Origin of the sequence: Curtobacterium sp. MCSS17_011, from assembly GCF_003224275.1 — a bacterium.
Taxonomy (GTDB): Bacteria; Actinomycetota; Actinomycetes; order Actinomycetales; family Microbacteriaceae; genus Curtobacterium.
On sequence record NZ_QKLE01000001.1, the window covers coordinates 301,374 to 317,692 of the forward strand.

Annotated in this window: 18 protein-coding genes; 10 read left to right on the forward strand and 8 right to left on the reverse strand. The window is 70.6% G+C overall.

Going from position 1 to position 16,319, the window contains the following annotated elements:
- Positions 1-4: 4 nt before the first annotated feature.
- Together DEJ17_RS01365 and DEJ17_RS17625 are read right to left on the reverse strand one after the other, a co-directional pair.
- Positions 5-1,489: a basic amino acid/polyamine antiporter gene (locus DEJ17_RS01365; protein WP_110891748.1), complete on the reverse strand. Its 1,485-nt coding sequence runs from the start codon at positions 1,487-1,489 to the stop codon at positions 5-7.
- Positions 1,490-1,530: 41 nt separating this feature from the next.
- Positions 1,531-2,127, reverse strand: coding sequence for an HdeD family acid-resistance protein (locus DEJ17_RS17625; protein ID WP_181420975.1), 597 nt, complete (start codon positions 2,125-2,127; stop codon positions 1,531-1,533).
- A 223-nt stretch (positions 2,128-2,350) separates the two neighbouring features.
- On the opposite strand from DEJ17_RS17625, the gene DEJ17_RS17630 reads away from it, so the two are divergent.
- Both DEJ17_RS17630 and DEJ17_RS01375 read left to right on the forward strand, forming a co-directional pair.
- Positions 2,351-2,980 carry a DUF308 domain-containing protein gene (locus tag DEJ17_RS17630; protein WP_181420976.1) on the forward strand — a complete coding sequence of 210 codons (630 nt, stop codon included), beginning with the start codon at positions 2,351-2,353 and terminating at the stop codon, positions 2,978-2,980.
- Complete coding sequence (locus DEJ17_RS01375) at positions 2,977-4,038, forward strand: AI-2E family transporter (protein WP_181420977.1); 1,062 nt, start codon at positions 2,977-2,979, stop codon at positions 4,036-4,038. The genes DEJ17_RS17630 and DEJ17_RS01375 overlap by 4 nt, the downstream gene beginning before the upstream one ends.
- A gap of 12 nt (positions 4,039-4,050) precedes the next feature.
- Here the strand turns inward: DEJ17_RS01375 and DEJ17_RS01380 are convergent, their stop codons facing one another.
- Positions 4,051-4,860, reverse strand: a complete 810-nt coding sequence (locus tag DEJ17_RS01380) for a class II glutamine amidotransferase (RefSeq protein WP_220033595.1) — start codon at positions 4,858-4,860, stop codon at positions 4,051-4,053.
- Between the two features lie 161 nt (positions 4,861-5,021).
- On the opposite strand from DEJ17_RS01380, the gene DEJ17_RS01385 reads away from it, so the two are divergent.
- Positions 5,022-5,774: an HpcH/HpaI aldolase/citrate lyase family protein gene (locus DEJ17_RS01385; protein ID WP_181420978.1), complete on the forward strand. Its 753-nt coding sequence runs from the start codon at positions 5,022-5,024 to the stop codon at positions 5,772-5,774.
- 161 nt (positions 5,775-5,935) lie between these two features.
- Positions 5,936-7,591 (forward strand): catalase, encoded by a 1,656-nt coding sequence (locus DEJ17_RS01390; protein ID WP_110891711.1) that lies wholly within the window; start codon positions 5,936-5,938, stop codon positions 7,589-7,591.
- Between the two features lie 98 nt (positions 7,592-7,689).
- On the opposite strand, the gene DEJ17_RS01395 is transcribed toward DEJ17_RS01390, so the two are convergent.
- Entirely contained in the window at positions 7,690-8,748 is a 1,059-nt protein-coding gene (locus DEJ17_RS01395; RefSeq protein WP_110891712.1) for an NAD(P)-dependent alcohol dehydrogenase, read from the reverse strand.
- Positions 8,749-8,794: 46 nt separating this feature from the next.
- Here DEJ17_RS01395 and DEJ17_RS01400 point away from each other — a divergent pair, with 46 nt between their 5' ends.
- Positions 8,795-9,370 (forward strand): TetR family transcriptional regulator, encoded by a 576-nt coding sequence (locus DEJ17_RS01400; protein ID WP_110891713.1) that lies wholly within the window; start codon positions 8,795-8,797, stop codon positions 9,368-9,370.
- A gap of 52 nt (positions 9,371-9,422) precedes the next feature.
- A complete protein-coding gene (locus DEJ17_RS01405; RefSeq protein ID WP_110891714.1) occupies positions 9,423-9,725 on the forward strand; it encodes a DUF4190 domain-containing protein in 303 nt (100 codons plus the stop codon).
- Positions 9,726-9,811: 86 nt separating this feature from the next.
- On the opposite strand, the gene DEJ17_RS01410 is transcribed toward DEJ17_RS01405, so the two are convergent.
- The 3 genes from DEJ17_RS01410 to DEJ17_RS17635 form a co-directional block, all read right to left on the reverse strand.
- Positions 9,812-10,864: a BLUF domain-containing protein gene (locus DEJ17_RS01410; RefSeq protein ID WP_110891715.1), complete on the reverse strand. Its 1,053-nt coding sequence runs from the start codon at positions 10,862-10,864 to the stop codon at positions 9,812-9,814.
- Positions 10,865-11,109: 245 nt separating this feature from the next.
- Entirely contained in the window at positions 11,110-11,604 is a 495-nt protein-coding gene (locus DEJ17_RS01415; protein ID WP_110891716.1) for a hypothetical protein, read from the reverse strand.
- Between the two features lie 76 nt (positions 11,605-11,680).
- Positions 11,681-11,827, reverse strand: a complete 147-nt coding sequence (locus DEJ17_RS17635; protein WP_181420979.1) for a hypothetical protein — start codon at positions 11,825-11,827, stop codon at positions 11,681-11,683.
- A 74-nt stretch (positions 11,828-11,901) separates the two neighbouring features.
- Here DEJ17_RS17635 and DEJ17_RS01420 point away from each other — a divergent pair, with 74 nt between their 5' ends.
- Entirely contained in the window at positions 11,902-12,084 is a 183-nt protein-coding gene (locus tag DEJ17_RS01420; protein WP_110891717.1) for a helix-hairpin-helix domain-containing protein, read from the forward strand.
- Between the two features lie 11 nt (positions 12,085-12,095).
- Here the strand turns inward: DEJ17_RS01420 and DEJ17_RS01425 are convergent, their stop codons facing one another.
- A complete protein-coding gene (locus tag DEJ17_RS01425) occupies positions 12,096-13,280 on the reverse strand; it encodes an MFS transporter (protein WP_181420980.1) in 1,185 nt (394 codons plus the stop codon).
- Positions 13,281-13,463: 183 nt separating this feature from the next.
- Here DEJ17_RS01425 and DEJ17_RS01430 point away from each other — a divergent pair, with 183 nt between their 5' ends.
- The 3 genes from DEJ17_RS01430 (at position 13,464) to DEJ17_RS01440 (ending at position 16,261) form a co-directional block, all read left to right on the forward strand.
- A complete protein-coding gene (locus DEJ17_RS01430) occupies positions 13,464-14,282 on the forward strand; it encodes a GntR family transcriptional regulator (protein ID WP_110891719.1) in 819 nt (272 codons plus the stop codon).
- A gap of 195 nt (positions 14,283-14,477) precedes the next feature.
- Complete coding sequence (locus DEJ17_RS01435; protein ID WP_110891720.1) at positions 14,478-15,395, forward strand: ABC transporter permease; 918 nt, start codon at positions 14,478-14,480, stop codon at positions 15,393-15,395.
- A complete protein-coding gene (locus tag DEJ17_RS01440; RefSeq protein WP_110891721.1) occupies positions 15,392-16,261 on the forward strand; it encodes an ABC transporter permease in 870 nt (289 codons plus the stop codon). The genes DEJ17_RS01435 and DEJ17_RS01440 overlap by 4 nt, the downstream gene beginning before the upstream one ends.
- Positions 16,262-16,319: the final 58 nt, after the last annotated feature.

The window sequence follows — 16,319 nt, forward strand, 5'->3', positions numbered from 1 at the left end:
CTTCTCAGAGTGTGATGGAGCCGGTGCCGAGTCCGACGATCGCCGCGACCGCGCCGACCACCGACAGGACGCAGAGGACCCGCTCGGCGGTCGTGAACACGCGGAGCGTGCGCTCCCGGCGCGCGATCACGTAGAGGATCGTCGCGGGTGCGTAGATCAAGAACGACAGGAGCAGGTACTGCGGGCCGGCCGCCACGACGAGGAACACGGTGTAGACGGCCGCGACGACGGCCGCGACGAGCTGCTTCCGGGTGAGGCCGCCGACGGCTCCGGCGGGTTCGGTTCCACCGTGGGCGCGCCGCGACCAACGTGGTATCCCGAACTGCACGGCGTACAGGGCCGACAGGAAGTACGGGATCAGCGACAGCGAGCTGCAGAGCTCGAGCATGGACGTGAGCGCGTCGTCCGAGAACATCGTGATCACCAGGAAGACCTGGATGAGTCCGCTGGTGAACAGCAGCGCCATCCACGGCGTGCCGTGCCGGTTCACGCGGGTCAGGAACCGGGGCGCGTCCTCCTGCCGGGCCGCCTGGAACAGCACCTCGCTCGACATCAGGGTCCAGGCGAGGTACGCACCGAGGACCGAGACGACGAGTCCGACGTTGATCAGGACGGCTCCCCACGGACCGACGATCTCGCCGAAGACGCCGGCCATCGACGGTTGCCGCAGCCCCCGCAGCTCGGCGGCTGGCAGCGCGGCGAACGAGACCAACGTGACGAGTGCGAAGACGGCGAGGACCCCGAGGAACCCGCTGAGCGTCGCCCGCCCGATGTCCTCTCGCCGTCGTGCGTACCGGGAGTAGACGGTGGCCCCCTCGACGCCGAGGAAGACGAACACCGTGATGAGCATCGTCGAACGCACCTGGCTGAACAGCTCACCCGCACTCGGTTCCGCACCTCCCCAGAGGTTGAGCTGGAACATGTCCCAGTGCGTGCCGACGATCGCCCCGACGACCAGGAACAGCAGGATCGGGACGAGCTTCGCGATGGTGACGATCGTGTTCAACGCCGCGGCGTTCTTCGTCCCTCGCAGCACGAACAAGTGGAACGCCCAGAGCATCGCCGACGTCACCACGACGGACAGCAGCGTGTCCCCTTCACCGAACGCGGGCAGCACCGAGCCGAGGGTGGAACCGATCAGCACCCAGTACGTGACGTTGCCCACACAGGCGCTCGCCCAGTACCCGAACGCCGAGAAGAAGCCCAGGTAGTTGCCGAAACCGGCCTTCGCGTAGGCGAAGATGCCGGCGTCGAGGTCGGGCCGGTGCGTCGAGAGTGCTTGGAACACGAAGACGAGCATCAGCATCCCGACCCCCGCCACCACCCACGCGATGACGGTCGCGATGACGCCGGCTCCCGTGGCGAAGTTGCGCGGGAGCGAGAACACCCCCGCCCCGACCATCGAACCGACCACCATGGCCGCGAGTGCGACGACCGAAAGTGAGCGGTCCTCACTCGTGACGGATGCCTGCTGCTCCTGCAATGCCATCTGGTTCACTCCCTCGTGGTCGCTCGGAGTCGGTCGACCGGCTACCGATCGGCTGGCACGGTCGCTCCGGGTGCGGTGGAGGCGGAACGGCTCCAGCTGAACGCGGCGGTCAGCTGCACGATCCCGAAGACGATGAGCACGCTCCCCACGGCGGCGACCGTGAGCAGCGCACCGAGGTACGGCAGGTTGATCACGAGGATCCCGCTCAGCACGCTCAGGACGGCGAGAGCCGTGGTCAGTGCCCGATGCCCCTGCGACGGCGAGTAGATCATCGCGATGCCTTCGAGGACCCAGGCGAACCCGATGAGCAACGCCACCCAGCGCACCCCGATCGGCGGGACGACGATCGCGACGATGCCCCCGGCGACGACGAGCAGTCCCAGCGCGACCAGCCCGACGAGCCGCCACCACACCCTCGGTGACGCCGTCAGCGCGCGGACCCCCATCGCCGCCCCGGAGACGACCAGGTAGATGCCGAACACCCACGAGACCGCGAAGAGCGTCGCGTGCGGCAGGACCAGCGCAGCCAGTCCGGCGACGATCCCGACGCCCCCGACCACGCCGAGCGCCGCGCGGAGCCTGTTGCTGACCGGCGACGACGACTCCGGTCCTCCGTCGACCTCACTGTCGACACTCATGTCCGCCCGACCTTCCCTGGAGGTCCCGACTGGTGCTGGTGGTGCTGGTGGTGCTGGCGGTGCAAGACCGCGCTCGAAGTCCGTGTTGTGGACAGGCCTACACCCGAACCTGAGGAGTCGTCCACCTTCGATGCGCACGCATGAGAGCGAACCCGACCGGGCGAAGCGGTGTACGAACCCCGTCAAGGAGCAACGCCGCTCCGCACGGGTGGGAGGCACGGACATGGCGAGGACAGGCGAGGAACGCGTCGGCGCAGGAGCCCGAGCGCGGGGTGGCCCCGCCCCGCGACGGGCACGGCAGGGCATGGTGCTCGTGATCACCGGGATCGCCGGGTTCATCATCGCGATCCTGATCCTCACCCGCCCACCCGCTGCGCTCGACGCCGAGGTGCACCTGCTCGGCTCGTACATGGTGCTGTCTGGCCTGCTCCGCATCGGCCGGGCGCAGGTCGGCGACGGGATGGCCCTGGCCCGTCGCGTCATCCACGGGGTCCTCGGCGCACTCGTCCTCGTCGCCGGTGTCGTCGCCGTCGTGCACCCGCCCGGTCAGCTCACCGCATGGGTCACGCTGATCGCGGTGGCCTGGGTCCTCGAGGCAGCCGTCGTCCTCACCGGCTCCACGTTCTCGGTCGCGAGGGGGTTGACGCTCATCGCCGCGGTCCTCTGCATCTGCATCGCCATCGCGCTGGTCTCCTACCCGGTCATCGGTGTGGGTGCCGCGACGGCCTCGAGCGCGGTGTTCCTCGTGCTGTTCTCCGCGGCCCAGCTCTTCGAGGGGATCCTCGTCTGGCTCCCGCCGCGCTACGAGACGATCGCCGTCGGCGGCGAGGACACCCCGCACCGACGACGATGACCGACCACGGGGAACGCCGGACCGCGACGACGTCGTTCGCCGTCGTCGCCGGGGTCGTCCTGGGCGTCGCCGGGGTCAAGGCCCTCTCGTGGCTGGTCGCGCCGTGCCTGCTCGCACTGGTGATCGTCGTCCTGACCCGTCCGCTGTCTCGTCGGCTCGGGGCACGCGGCGCACCCGCGGCGCTCGGGATCCTCGCCGCCTTCGTCACGGGGCTCGGGATGATCGTGGCGCTCGTGGCCGTCGTCGCCTTCGCGGCCGTGCGGCTCACCACGGTCGTCCGCACCTACCGCTCCGACCTCGAGACGCTGGTCCTCCGAGTGCACAGTGTGCTGACGGAAGCCGGTCTGACCGACGCACAGTCCCACACACTCACCGACGTCGTCACACCGGACCGGCTGCTGCGGTGGTCCGCCTCGGTCGCGCCGTCGCTCGTCAGCACGGGGGCGACGGTCGTCTTCTTCCTCGGACTGCTCCTGTTCCTGTCGATAGAAGCGACCCAGGTCGACCAGCGGCTCGCGGGCATCCGACGTGCTCGGCCGGCGATCGCGGCTGCCCTGACGAACTCCGCCCGGCTCACCCGACGGTACTTCGCGGTCACCGCCGCGCTGGCCGTCGTGGTCGGGACGCTCGATGCCGTCCTGCTCGGTGCACTCGGCGTGCCGTACCCCGTCCTGTGGGGCGTGCTCGCAGCCGCCTGCAACTTCATCCCCTACGTCGGTTTCGTCATCGGCCTGGTGCCGCCGGCGCTGATCGCGCTCCTCGACAGCGGACCCGAACTCGCGGTCGCGATCGTGGTCGTGTACGTCGTACTGAACTCCGTCGTCACCACGATCGTCCCCGCGAAGGTCGTCGGCGACGTCGTCGGGATCAGCATGTCCGCGACGGTGGTCTCCCTGGTGTTCTGGGCATGGGTCCTCGGTCCGATCGGTTCCGTCCTCGCCGTGCCGTGCACGCTCCTCGTCAAGGGCGTCCTCGTGGACGCCGACCCGCACGCACGGTTCCTGGCGCCGCTGCTGAACTCCCGGAAGCAGAACACGTCGCAAGAGCGGGCACGGTGAGCGTCACGGTTCTCACCGGGGTGGAACGGGACGGAACGGCACCTCGACGGACTCGGTGCCGATCGTCACCGCCGTGCCGGCGGGGATCTCACGCCAGAGTCCCGGGAGCGCGACCAACGGCTCGGAGACGACCACCCTCGCGTTCTCGGGCATGTGCGCCAGTCGTTCCACCTCCGGGTACAGCTGCCTGACCGATCCGACCTCCGAGCTGACGAAGAGCGAGTTCGCGGTCCCCGCGCTCGCGTAGCGGACGGCAGTCAGCGTCTCCCCATCGGTGAGCCCGATCGTCATCTGCAGGGCCCCATCGATGCCGGCCGCACTCGCGACCGACTCCACGAACCCCGCCATGCGTTCCAGCCCACCGACAGGGTCATCCTCGAGGCCGAAGGTCAGCGCGAGATGGAACATGAGCTCGGAGTCGGTGGAGCCGAGGATGCACGGGAACAGGTCGTCGCGGACCGCGGCGAGCAGCTGTCGACGCACCACGGCGAAGTCCCTGATGAAGCCGTTGTGCACGAACAGGCGGTTGCCGTACCGGAACGGGTGACTGTTCGTCTCCTGGATCGGGGTACCGGTCGCCGCCCGGACGTGCGCCAGGAACAGCCCGCTCGACACCTCGGACGCGAGTTCGCGGAGGTTCTCGTCCCCCCATGCGGGTGCGGCGCTCCGGAAGAGCGTCGGCCGGTCGTGCCGTCCGTACCAACCCAGCCCCGTTCCGTCACCGTTCGGCGCGGGGGTCGCCGGCGAGTGGAAACGGCTCTGGTCGATGAGCGAGCGCTCGGTGTCGTAGACGAGCTCTCGCGGCTCGATCGGATCCCCCACGTACCCCAGCCACCGACACATGTGAGCCTCCCCGGCATCGTCGCCCGATGTCCCGAGTCAAGCACCACGGCCGCCCGGATGCCCGCTCCGCTCGCGGTAGCCTGACCGGCACGGACGCGGTCGGACACGAGACCGCAGCGGCGGGCAGACGGAGGACGACGGTGGCAGCACTCGGAGACGGCCGCGCCGCCGGCGTGTGGTGCACGCTCGGCGAACCGCGCACCACGGCGCAGATCGCGCAGAACGGGTTCGCCTGGCTCGGGCTCGACGCCCAGCACGGCGCCTTCGACGACGCCACGCTCCTGGCGACGATGCCGGCGCTCGCCGCTGTCGCACCGCAGGTCCCCGTGGCCATTCGGGTCGCCGAGAACTCGGACGCGGCGATCGGCCGTGCGCTCGACCTCGGCGCCGACGTCGTGATCGTCCCGATGATCGAGACGGTCGAGCAGGCCGAGCGTGCCGTCCGTGCCGCCCACTACCCGCCGCGCGGCCGACGGAGCTGGGGGCCGATGGCCGGACTCTGGGGCGGCGTGGCACCGTCCGCCGCCGCTGCCGACCCCGAGGTGTGGGTGATGCTCGAGACACCCCAGGGCCTCCGTACCGCCGAGCAGATCCTGGCGGTCCCGGGCGTCACGGCGGTGTTCGTCGGTCCCTTCGACCTGTCGATCGGGCTCGGCATGGAACTGCACGAGCTGCTCGAGGCCGACCGAGCCACGGACCCGCTCCCCGCGATCGTCGCCGCAGCCCGCCGCGCCGGCAAGCACACCGGCGCCTTCGCGGGTGACCTGGCCCGCGCCGAACGGCTCCGCGCACTCGGCTTCGACCGCGTCGCCGTGGTGACCGACGGGACCCTGCTGGCGCACGGTGCGGCCGCGGTGCTCGGCGCAGCAGCCACCGGTCGCACCTCGTACTGACGGGTCGTCAGCGGCGAAGTACTGGCGGGTCGTCAGCGGCGACCGCACCAGCGAGCGGTCCTCGTCCGCGTCCTCGACGCCGCTGAGAGGGCGTGCCCGCGTCCCGGTCCACACTCGGTCGGGAACCCGAGCCGACCGCGACCGCAGAGAGGACGAGACCCGTGACCGACGTCTCCAGCCAACCGCCCGCCGAGGGCGACGACCGCCGCATCCTGACGAACCGCCAGGGCCACCCCGTCTACGACAACCAGAACCAGCGCACCGTCGGGGCCCGTGGCCCGGCGACGCTCGAGAACTACCAGTTCCTCGAGAAGATCAGCCACTTCGACCGCGAACGGATCCCGGAGCGGGTCGTGCACGCCCGCGGTGCCGTCGCGTTCGGGTACTTCGAGGCCACCGGCACGTGGGGTGACGAACCCATCGCGCAGTACACCCGCGCGAAGCTGTTCCAGGAGCCGGGCAAGCGCACCGACCTGGCGATCCGGTTCTCCACCGTGATCGGCGGCCGTGACTCCTCCGAGGCCGCCCGCGACCCGCGCGGCTTCGCCGTGAAGTTCTACACAGAGGACGGCAACTGGGACCTCGTCGGCAACAACCTCGGTGTCTTCTTCATCCGCGACGCCATCAAGTTCCCCGACGTCATCCACTCCCTCAAGCCCGATCCCGTGACCTTCCGCCAGGAGCCCGCTCGCATCTTCGACTTCATGTCGCAGACCCCCGAGTCGATGCACATGCTCGTCAACCTGTTCAGCCCGCGCGGCATCCCGGCGAACTACCGCACCCAGCAGGGCTTCGGCGTGAACACCTACAAGTGGGTGAACGCCGACGGCGACACCAAGCTCGTCAAGTACCACTGGATCCCGTCGGTGGGCGTGTCCTCGATGACCGAGGCGGACGCCGCCGCCGTGCAGGCCGGCGACCTCGGGCACGCGTCGAAGGACCTGTACGAGGCGATCGAGCGTGGTGAGTACCCCGAGTGGGAGCTCCGCGTGCAGCTCATGGACGACCACGAGCACCCGGAGCTCGACTTCGACCCGCTCGACGACACGAAGGTGTGGCCGGAGAACGAGTTCCCGCCGAAGCCCGTCGGAAAGATGGTCCTGAACCGCAACGTCACGAACCACTTCGCCGAGAACGAGCAGCTCTCCTTCGGCACCGGCGTGCTCGTCGACGGCCTGGACTTCTCCGACGACAAGATGCTCGTCGGCCGCACGTTCTCGTACTCGGACACGCAGCGCTACCGCGTCGGCCCGAACTACCTGCAGCTGCCGGTGAACGCCCCGAAGAACGGCGCCGTCGCGACCAACCAGCGCGACGGACAGATGGCGTACCACCAGGACCACGGCGGCGAGAACCCGCACGTCAACTACGAGCCGTCGATCACCGGAGGCCTGCGCGAGGCGGAGTACCCGACCCACGACGACCAGGGGCCGGAGATCGTCGGGCGCCTCACCCGCAAGCGCATCCCCCGGACGAACGACTACACCCAGGCCGGTCAGCGGTACCTGCTCCTGCAGGACTGGGAGCGCGACGACCTCGTCGCGAACTTCGTCGACCTCATCTCGCAGGCGGCCCGTCCGGTGCAGGAGCGCATGCTCTGGCACTTCTACATGGTCGAGGACGACCTGGGGCGTCGCGTCGGCGATGGCCTCGGCATCACCCTCGACGAGGTGCGGGACCTGCCCCCGCTGCAGTCCCAGACGCTCAGCGACGACGAGCTCGCCCGCCTGGCGAACCTCGGGCACAACGGGTCCCGCGACGTCGAGGGCCTGATGATGACGCACTGCGTCCCGGACGAACGCGCCGTGCGCGTCTGAGACGCGACCCCAGGACGGACGGGAGGCCCGGTGCCAGCTGGCACCGGGCCTCCCGTCCGTCCGTGGCGGAGACCCAAGCGTCCGCTCGCCACCCGAGGTCAGGCCGGCTCGGGCACGTCGAGGGCACGCAGGTCGAGCACGAAGCGGTAGCGCACGTCACCGCGCGCGAGGCGCTCGACGGCCGTGGCGACGTCGGCGGCGGGCAGGACCTCGACGTCCGCGACGATGCCGTGCTCGCCGCAGAAGTCGAGCAGGTCCTGCGTCCAGCGGTGGCCGCCGCTGCCCGCTGACGCGAGGCGCTTGCGCCCGATCAGCAGATCGGTCGTCGCGATCGTCACGGGGCCGAGGTGTCCGAGGCTGAAGAGCGTGCCGTCGAGGTCGAGCACCCCGAGGTACGAGCCCAGGTCGTGCTCGACGGCGACGGTGTCGAGGACGACGTCGAGGGAACCGCGTGCGGCCTGCATCGCCGCCGCGTCGGTCGACACCACGACGTGGTCGGCCCCGAGCCGCTCGGCGTCCGCGGCCTTGGCCGGCGTCGTCGTGAACGCGGTGACCTCGGCACCGAGCGCTCGCGCGAGCCGGACCGCGAGGTGCCCCAGGCCACCGATCCCGACCACACCGACGCGGGTCCCCGGGCCGACCCCGACGGAACGCATCGGTTCCCAGACCGTGATGCCGGCGCACATCAGGGGTGCCACGGACGCCGGGTCCAGCGCGGCCGGACGGTGGTACACGAACCGGTCCCGCACGACGTACCGGCCGGCCCAGGCGCCGGCCGTGACGGAGCCGTCGACGCGGTCCCGCCCCGCGTACGTCAGCGTCGGGAACTCGCCGCAGAAGTTCTCCTGCCCCCGACGGCACATCGCGCAGGTGCCGCACGAATCGACGATGTTGCCGACCGCGACCGGGTCCCCGGCGCGGAAGTCGGTGACCGCCGTGCCGACGGCCACGACCTCGCCGACGAACTCGTGGCCCGGCACGATCGGGAACGTCCCGCCCTGCTCCGGCGGCGCGGCGAGGGCGTGCAGGTCGCTGTGGCAGACCCCGCAGAACGTCACGCGGACGTCGACGTCATCGGGACGGAGGTCGCGGCGGAGGAGCGGGATCGGGTGGAGGGGATCGTGGAGCGCGTCGGACACGAGTGCGGTGGTGAGCATGAGCCCGATACTACCTACTAGTTGGTAGCCACGTAGGATCGGTGGCGTGAGCACCGCAGACGACACCCGCGCCCGCATCCTCGACGCGGCGACCACGGAGTTCGCGGCGCACGGCATCGCGGGCGCGCGAGTCGACCGCATCGCCGCGCGTTCCGGCATGAGCAAGCCGATGATCTACACGTACTTCGGCGGGAAGAGCACGCTCTTCGACGCCGTCTTCCGCGCCCACGTCCTCGGCAACGGCGACCGCGTGCCGTTCGACGCCGCCGACCTGCCCGGGTACACGGCACGGTTGTACGACGACTACCTGGCCGACCCGGCGCTCGTGCGACTGCTCATGTGGAAGCGCCTCGAGCAGGACGGCGCCGGGTACCTGTACCCGGGGTTCGAGGAGCACGACGAGCAGCACCTGCGGGAGATCGCGGCCGAACAGCGCGCCGGACGGGTGCGCTACGACCTCGAGCCGGTCGACCTCTGGGCGCTGCTCATCGCCAGCGCGGCAACCTGGGCGCAGGGCTCCATCACCGCGGTCGCGACTGCTGAGGACTCCCCCGCCGAGCACGACCGTCGGCGGAGCGCACTCGTCCGCTACGTCGCGGGGGCGGTGCAGCCACCGGCGTGAGCCTCGACCAGGGGGGCGCGGAGGGATCCTCGTCGACCCTAGGCTGGTCGACGTGACCGACCTCGCTCCCGAACGATCCGCGCCGAGCGCCGCCGGGTCCCCCGCGTCGCCAGCCGTGGCGATCACGCCCCTCAGCCTGCTCGCGGTCGTCGCGATCGCCCTCGCGTTCGTGGCACCGATCGGCGGTCTCGTCGTCGGGTTCATCGCGCGGCGCGATGTGCGACTGACCGGTGAGCGAGGCGACGGCATCGCGTTCGCAGCGATCCTGATCGGGGCGACGCTGACCCTGTTCGGGATCATCGTGCCGCTGTTCCTCGGCGGTGCGGGGTTCCTCGCCCTGGACCTCCAGCTCTGAGCACCGGGCGCTGATCGCGGGCGCGGCAGCGGGACCGGCTGTGCATCCGCGACGCCGTGCTCGATGACGGGATGGTGCGCGGAGGGTCAGCCGCCAGCAGGCGCGGAGATGTCCCAGACGGTGGTCTCCTCGTACTGCTCCGACCAGCCGCGGCGCATCCGGGCGGCGGCACGGTCGAACGCGTCGACGACGTCGGTGTCCGGCGTCAGCAGCGCCTGCAGGCGGATGCCGTCGTAGAGGGCGAGCAGCTGCTGCGCACCGCGGATCGGGTCCATCGTCGCCGGCTCGCGGCCGGCCCGGATGTCCTCCCGCAACGCGGTGCGGACGGTCTCGCGGAACTGCAGGTACGCCGACCGGTAGTAGTCGGCACCGTCCGTCGACGGGTCGGTCGAGATCGCGAGCGTGGCGGCGATCAGCCGCATCAGGGCCGGGTCCTCGGCGTGGGCGGAGAGCAGCGCGTGCAGGAACGCCACCGTGCCCTTCTCGTCGGCCAGGGGCAACAGCGGCGCCGACACCGCGCGGGTCCACCGCATCACCGCGGCAGCGAGCAGCGCGGGCTCGGACGGGAAGAGCTCGAGGATCTCGGACTGACGCATGCCCGATCGGGTCGCGACGGCCTCGAGCGAGAAGCGTGACAGTCCCCCGTCGTGGATGACCGCGATCGCGCCGTTGATCGCCCGGGTGCGTGGCACCGCTTCGTCGTCGGCATTCTGGTTCGTCAGCGGAGCCAGCGGGTGCTTCCGGAACCAGTCCAGCAGTGCGCGGGCGCGGGGCGCACCGAATGCCGGGTCGGTGGGGCGGCCGGCGCTGAACAGGTCACTGAACCCCGGCACGTCCTGCACCAGCGGGTCGAGGGACTGGAACGCCATCGACCAGTCCGGGAACGAGCGCCGGGTGATGGGCTCGTCCAGCAACACCTGGACGTTCGTGTGCCGCGGGTCGGCCTGGACCTGGTCGAAGCGCTCACGGACGACGTCGTCCTCGCCCTCGATGATCCCGATGCAGTTGTCGTCCCGGTGCGCGAGCATGCCGGTGACGCCCAGCCGAGTGTTCTTCTCACGGCCCACCGCCAGGATCTGGGCGAGCTCGGAGTCCGTGATCGGACGGGTCTGGGTGCTGGTGTACACGAGCGATCGCATGGTGCTGCTTCCTGGTCGGACGGTCCGCCGGTGTGAGGGAGGCGCCGCCGTGTCGAACCCGAATCGACTCGACGGCACCTCGTGGTCACCGTAACCAGCGGCGACCACCTTCACTGCGACGCAAGACGGTCCGTGGCTGCTCGGCACCCGGGGGATGCCGACCTCTGAATCGAACCATCTGGCCGGGTCCGGCGGTACCCCCACAATGGGGAACGCGCGTTCTCCGGCTGTTCCCCGGGTTCGCGTCAGTGCGCGCGGTCGCCCGACGGGGGCGTCTCGACGATGCGTTCGCCCGTCGTCGGGTCCCACCCGATGGTGCGGGGTTCCGCTGCTCGCGGGCGTCGTTCCTCGCGCGGGAAGAACGGCCGGGCGCTGGGCAGGTAGCTGAGCACCGCGGCGACGACGATGCAGACGGCGTCGACGAGGCTCCAGTCCACGCCGTCGGTGGCGATCGTGATCACAGCGCTGCAGGCAGTCAGAGCGGCAATGATCGCGAGCCAGAGTCGCGCGCTCCCGGAGCCTCGTCCCATCCGCGTCGCCAGCCACAAGAACAGTGCCGACCAGGCGAGGACGAGGACGAGCCCGAGCGACGCTCCGATGATCCCGCCGCCGGCTTCACGCAGCGAGACGACGATGCCGGGCGCCGCGGCCACGAGGCTGATGATGACGGACGCCCACCAGAGCGCCACGGCGATCGTGACGACACGGGGTCGCGTGCAGCGTTCGGTCTGCTGTGCCATCAGGTGCTCCCCCGTCGTTCCGCCGGCTGCGGCTCGACGATCTTACGGTGACGGGGTGGGACCACGGTCTCGCTGCCTAGGGGCGGTAGTCCTCGCGACGTGGCGGGACCTGCGCCGCGTGGGAATCGGTGTACGGCTTCGCGCCCCGCATCCCGCCCAGCGTCTTCGCGACCGTCGTCAGCAACGAGCCCAGGCCTCGCGTCACGGTGCTGAGGATCCTCATGGTGCCCCCCTCGTCGGTCCGGCCAGCGTGGTCGGCTCGGTTGCCACGCTACCGCCGACACGTACGGTTGGCGGATGGACGCAACCGATCTTCCGCGCATCGGAGCGCCGGCGACGAGGGCGCTCCGCTCTGCCGGGGTCAACACGCTCGCCGACGTCCGCCGGGTGGGTGTCGACGAACTCGCGCGCCTGCACGGAGTCGGACCGACGGCGCTCCGACGACTCGAGGAAGCGCTCGAGGCCGAAGCGGGCGGTTGACCGACGGCCGCCTACGCGTCCTGCTGTGGAGCAGTCTCCGACGGCAACCGCGATGCCACGAGCGTCCCGACCAGCGCCACCACCGCGAAGGCCGCGAACCCGAACGGCAGCCCGATCGCGCTGCCGACACCACCGACGACGAGCGGTCCGACGGCGTCCCCGGTCTCGCGCCCGAGCTCCGCAGAGCCCATGGTCCGCCCGAGCCGGTCCGGCGGAGTCGTCCCGGCGAGGTGCGCGAACGCGACGGGCGTCAGCGTGGCGACACCCGCCCCGGCGAGCAGGGCCGCGATGAAGACCGCCACCGCGGACGGCGCGACGGCGACCACCAGGAACGCAGCGGCCACCGCGGCCGTCCCGGCCACACCCGCCACCCCGGTACCGAGGCGCCCGGCGTCGTGCAGCCGCCCGGCGACGGGCTGCACGAGCGACGACGTCACCGCGAGGACGGCGACCGCGAGCGTCGACACCAGGAGCGGGATGCCGACGTCGGTGCCGAGCGCCGGGAGCATCCCGGTCAGCGCGCCGATCGCAGCGCTGCCGACGGCCAGGACGACGACCGGGATCAGGAACTGGCGGTCCGTGGCCGCTCGGACCATCACGGCGAGCGTGGCCCGCTGCCGGGGCAGGGGCACGATCGGCTCGACTGCGACGAACACCGCCACCGCCGTCACGAGGGCCATCACGACGAGGATCCCGAAGAGCCACTGCGTGCTGCCGAACTGCACCACGAGTGCACCGATGACCGGTCCTCCGGCGTAGCCGAGACCCTTCCACGAGCCGTACCGACCGAAGTACGTCCCGCGACGCTGCGCCGGCACGAGACGGGCGACCGCGGCGGAAGATGCCGGCGAGAACGCGGAGGCGCCGGCACCCTGCAGCAGACGGGCGAGCCCGAGCCAGAACGGGCCGGTTCCGAAGACGCCGATGAGCGAAGCTGCCGCGAACACGATGAGTCCGCCGACGATCACCGGTCGCGGGCCGATGCGGTCGGACAGTGCACCGAAGACCGGCTTGAGGACGAGTTCGGCGACGTCGTAGAGCGCCAGGAAGAGCCCCAGCCACGCGAGCGTCAGGCCGAGTTCGAGGTGCTCGCCGCCGACCGCCGCGGCGATACCGTTCGCCCCGAAGGCGGTCACGAACCCCGCGGCGTACAGCGGAGCGAGCCGAGGGGGCGTGGTCGTCGACAGGGCGGTCACGTGCCCACCCTGGCCGACCCGGGGCCGGACCGCCAACGTCGGGCGTGTCCGACGTCCGACGAACCGCGCAACAAGCGAAATCAACACGTAACACGCGCTGCAGTTGGCCGACACGCGTCGTCCATAGGGTCGACCACACCGACGGCGGCGCTGCCACCATCGGCTTCGGACTGGAGACGCGACATGGACACGCACACGGAACTCACCGAGGCCATCGCCCGTGCCCGGAGCGGGAGCGGTCAACGTATCCGGGAACTCCTGCAGTCCTCCCCTCGGCGGGCCCACGTGCTCCTCCGAGCGAGCATCCGCCGTGGCGTGCTCTCCGCCGGGAGACCGCTCGAGGAGCAGAACCTCATCATGTCGATGATGATGAGCCGCACCAGCATCCGCTCAGCACTGTCGATGCTCGGCGCAGAAGGCCTCATCGAACGCCGGCAGCGCGTCGGGACGAGCGTCGCCGCGTCGATCTCCGAGCTGCCGTTGTTGGAGCTCCTGCCGATCGGCGGCTGGACCCGTGCAGAGGAGGACCCGGACCGACCCTCGGTGTCCCTCGAACTGACCGAGCTCGAGCGCGCGACGGTGCTGGCCGACGAACACATCCGCAGCCGGTTGGAGATCGACGACGACTCCGTGCTCATGCGGGAGGACCTCGTCACCCGCGGCGGCGAACCACTCGGCGTGCTCGTCGGGTACTACCCCCTGGACGCGCCGACCCTGCTCGTGGACGACGACGACCGGGACGCCCGGATCAACGCGATGCGCCAGGTCGCACTGTCCCACGTCGAGGCGACGGTGGAGGCCGTGAACTGCGACGAGCGCACCGCGAAGGTCCTGAAGGTCGCCGTCGGTGCCGCGATCCTGGTGCGCGAGACACTCGTGCGCGGCGCAGACGGTCGCGTCGGCATGCTGGCCTACGGCCACTACCGCGGCGACCGGGTGGCGCTGTGGGCGAAGCACGAGGACGTGCCCGCGATGCTCAACACACAGACGCCCTCGCACTGAGCCGAGCGACCGCGCGCGCCGCCCCGCACGGCAGGCGCGGTCGGCGGAAACCCCGCGGAACCGCGTGTTCATGCGGATCCGCGGCGCGCAATCAAGCGTTACCGACAGGTCACGGTGCGGAATCAATCGGCACATAGCGTCACCTGCACACCGAGGGGATCACCTCGGCACACGCCCAGAAGGAAGGACCGTCCCATGGTGCGGTTCATCGGCTCCCGCGTCACGCGGATCGTCGTCACGGTCCTCGCCGTGTTGACGTTCGCCTTCGTGCTCGCCCGACTGACCGGCGACCCGGTCCGGCTCATGCTGCCCGACCAGGCGACCCAAGCCGACGTCGAGGCCGCCCGGCACAGCCTCGGCCTCGACCGACCGCTGCTCGTGCAGTACGTCGACTTCATGGCCGGTGCGTTCCGCGGCGACCTCGGTGACTCGATCCGTCAAGGGCAGTCCGCGCTCGGCCTCGTCCTCGAGCGACTCCCGAACACCGTCGAGCTCGCCCTGACGTCGTTCGTGATCGGCTTCGCGCTCGCCGTGGCGCTCGCGGTGGTCGCCGAGACCACCGGGAGCAAGCGGCTCCGCTCGACCCTGATGTGGCTCGCGACGGTGCGGCAGGCGATCCCGCCCTACCTGTTCGGCATCCTCCTGGTGCTCGTCTTCTCGGTCTCGCTGGGGCTCCTGCCGGCGATCGGCCGCACGAGCTACGCGAGCTTCGTGCTCCCCGTCGCGACGATGGCGACCTTCGAAGTGGCCCTGTACCTCCGGCTCATCTCGTCCTCCTTCGACGAGTCCCGGGCCCTCGACTACGTCCGGACCGCCCGTGCGAAGGGTGTCTCCCGCGGCCGGATCGTGGTGCGGCACATGCTCCCGAACGCGCTCCTCCCGGTCATCACGATCGCCGGCATCAACCTCGGTGTGCTGATGGGCGGCACGGTGGTGCTCGAGATGGTCTTCAACTGGCCCGGTCTCGGACGCCTGATCGTGCAGGGCGTCACCGAACGGGACTACCCGATCGTGCAGGCCGGTGTCGTGCTCATCGCGATGCTCTTCGTCGCCATCAACTTCATCGTCGACATGCTCTACGCGGTGCTCGACCCCCGAGTGAGGCTCTCATGACCCAGGTAACGACCCGGCTCAGAACCCGCACCCAGGCGCGGTCGCTCACCGCCGGACTCGTCGGCGCAGCACCCTCGCTCGTCGTCGCGACCGTCATGCTCGCCATCGTCGCGCTGGTCGTGATCGTGGTGCCGTTCCTCCCCGGTTTCAATCCGTACTCGCAGGACCTCGCGAGTGCGCAGCAGACGCCGTTCACGAGCGGCGCACACCTGATGGGCACCGACGCACTGGGTCGTGACCTCCTCAGCCGGCTGGCGGTGGCGACTCGCACCTCGCTCGTCGTGTCGTTCGGCGCCGTGCTCATCTCCATGGTGCTCGGCCTGGCGATCGGGCTGGTCGCAGGCTGGCGCCGCGGTCGTCTCGACGCGTTCCTGATGGGCGTCGCGGACGTGCAGCTCTCGATCCCCGTCGTCCTGCTCCTCATCGTGCTGGTCGCCGCACTCGGCTCGAGCACCACCCTGCTGGTGGTGATGCTCGGGCTGACGAACTGGGTCGGCTACGGCCGTGTCTCCCGGTCGATCGCCGTGTCCCTGCGGGAGCGCGAGTTCGTCACGGCCGTCACCGCGGCCGGCGGGTCCGGGTGGTGGGTCATCAGCCGCCACCTGCTGCCGAACGTGCTGCCGCAGATCGCGATCCTCGCCGCGTTCGAGGTCGGCACCGTGATCACGATCGAGTCCTCGCTGTCCTTCATCGGCCTCGGCATCCAGCCGCCGACTCCCAGCCTCGGTGGACTCATCGCCGACGGCCAGAACTACCTGCAGACCAACCCCGCGCTCGTCGTCCTGCCCGCACTGATGATCCTGATGGTCATCGGTGGGGTCCAGTTCGTCTCGCAGGGCCTGTCCGCGCGCCGCTCGCGTCGCTGACGGACGGGAGGCGCGCCCGCCTCCGCCACGGACCGCACGCTGTCTCTTATACACATCT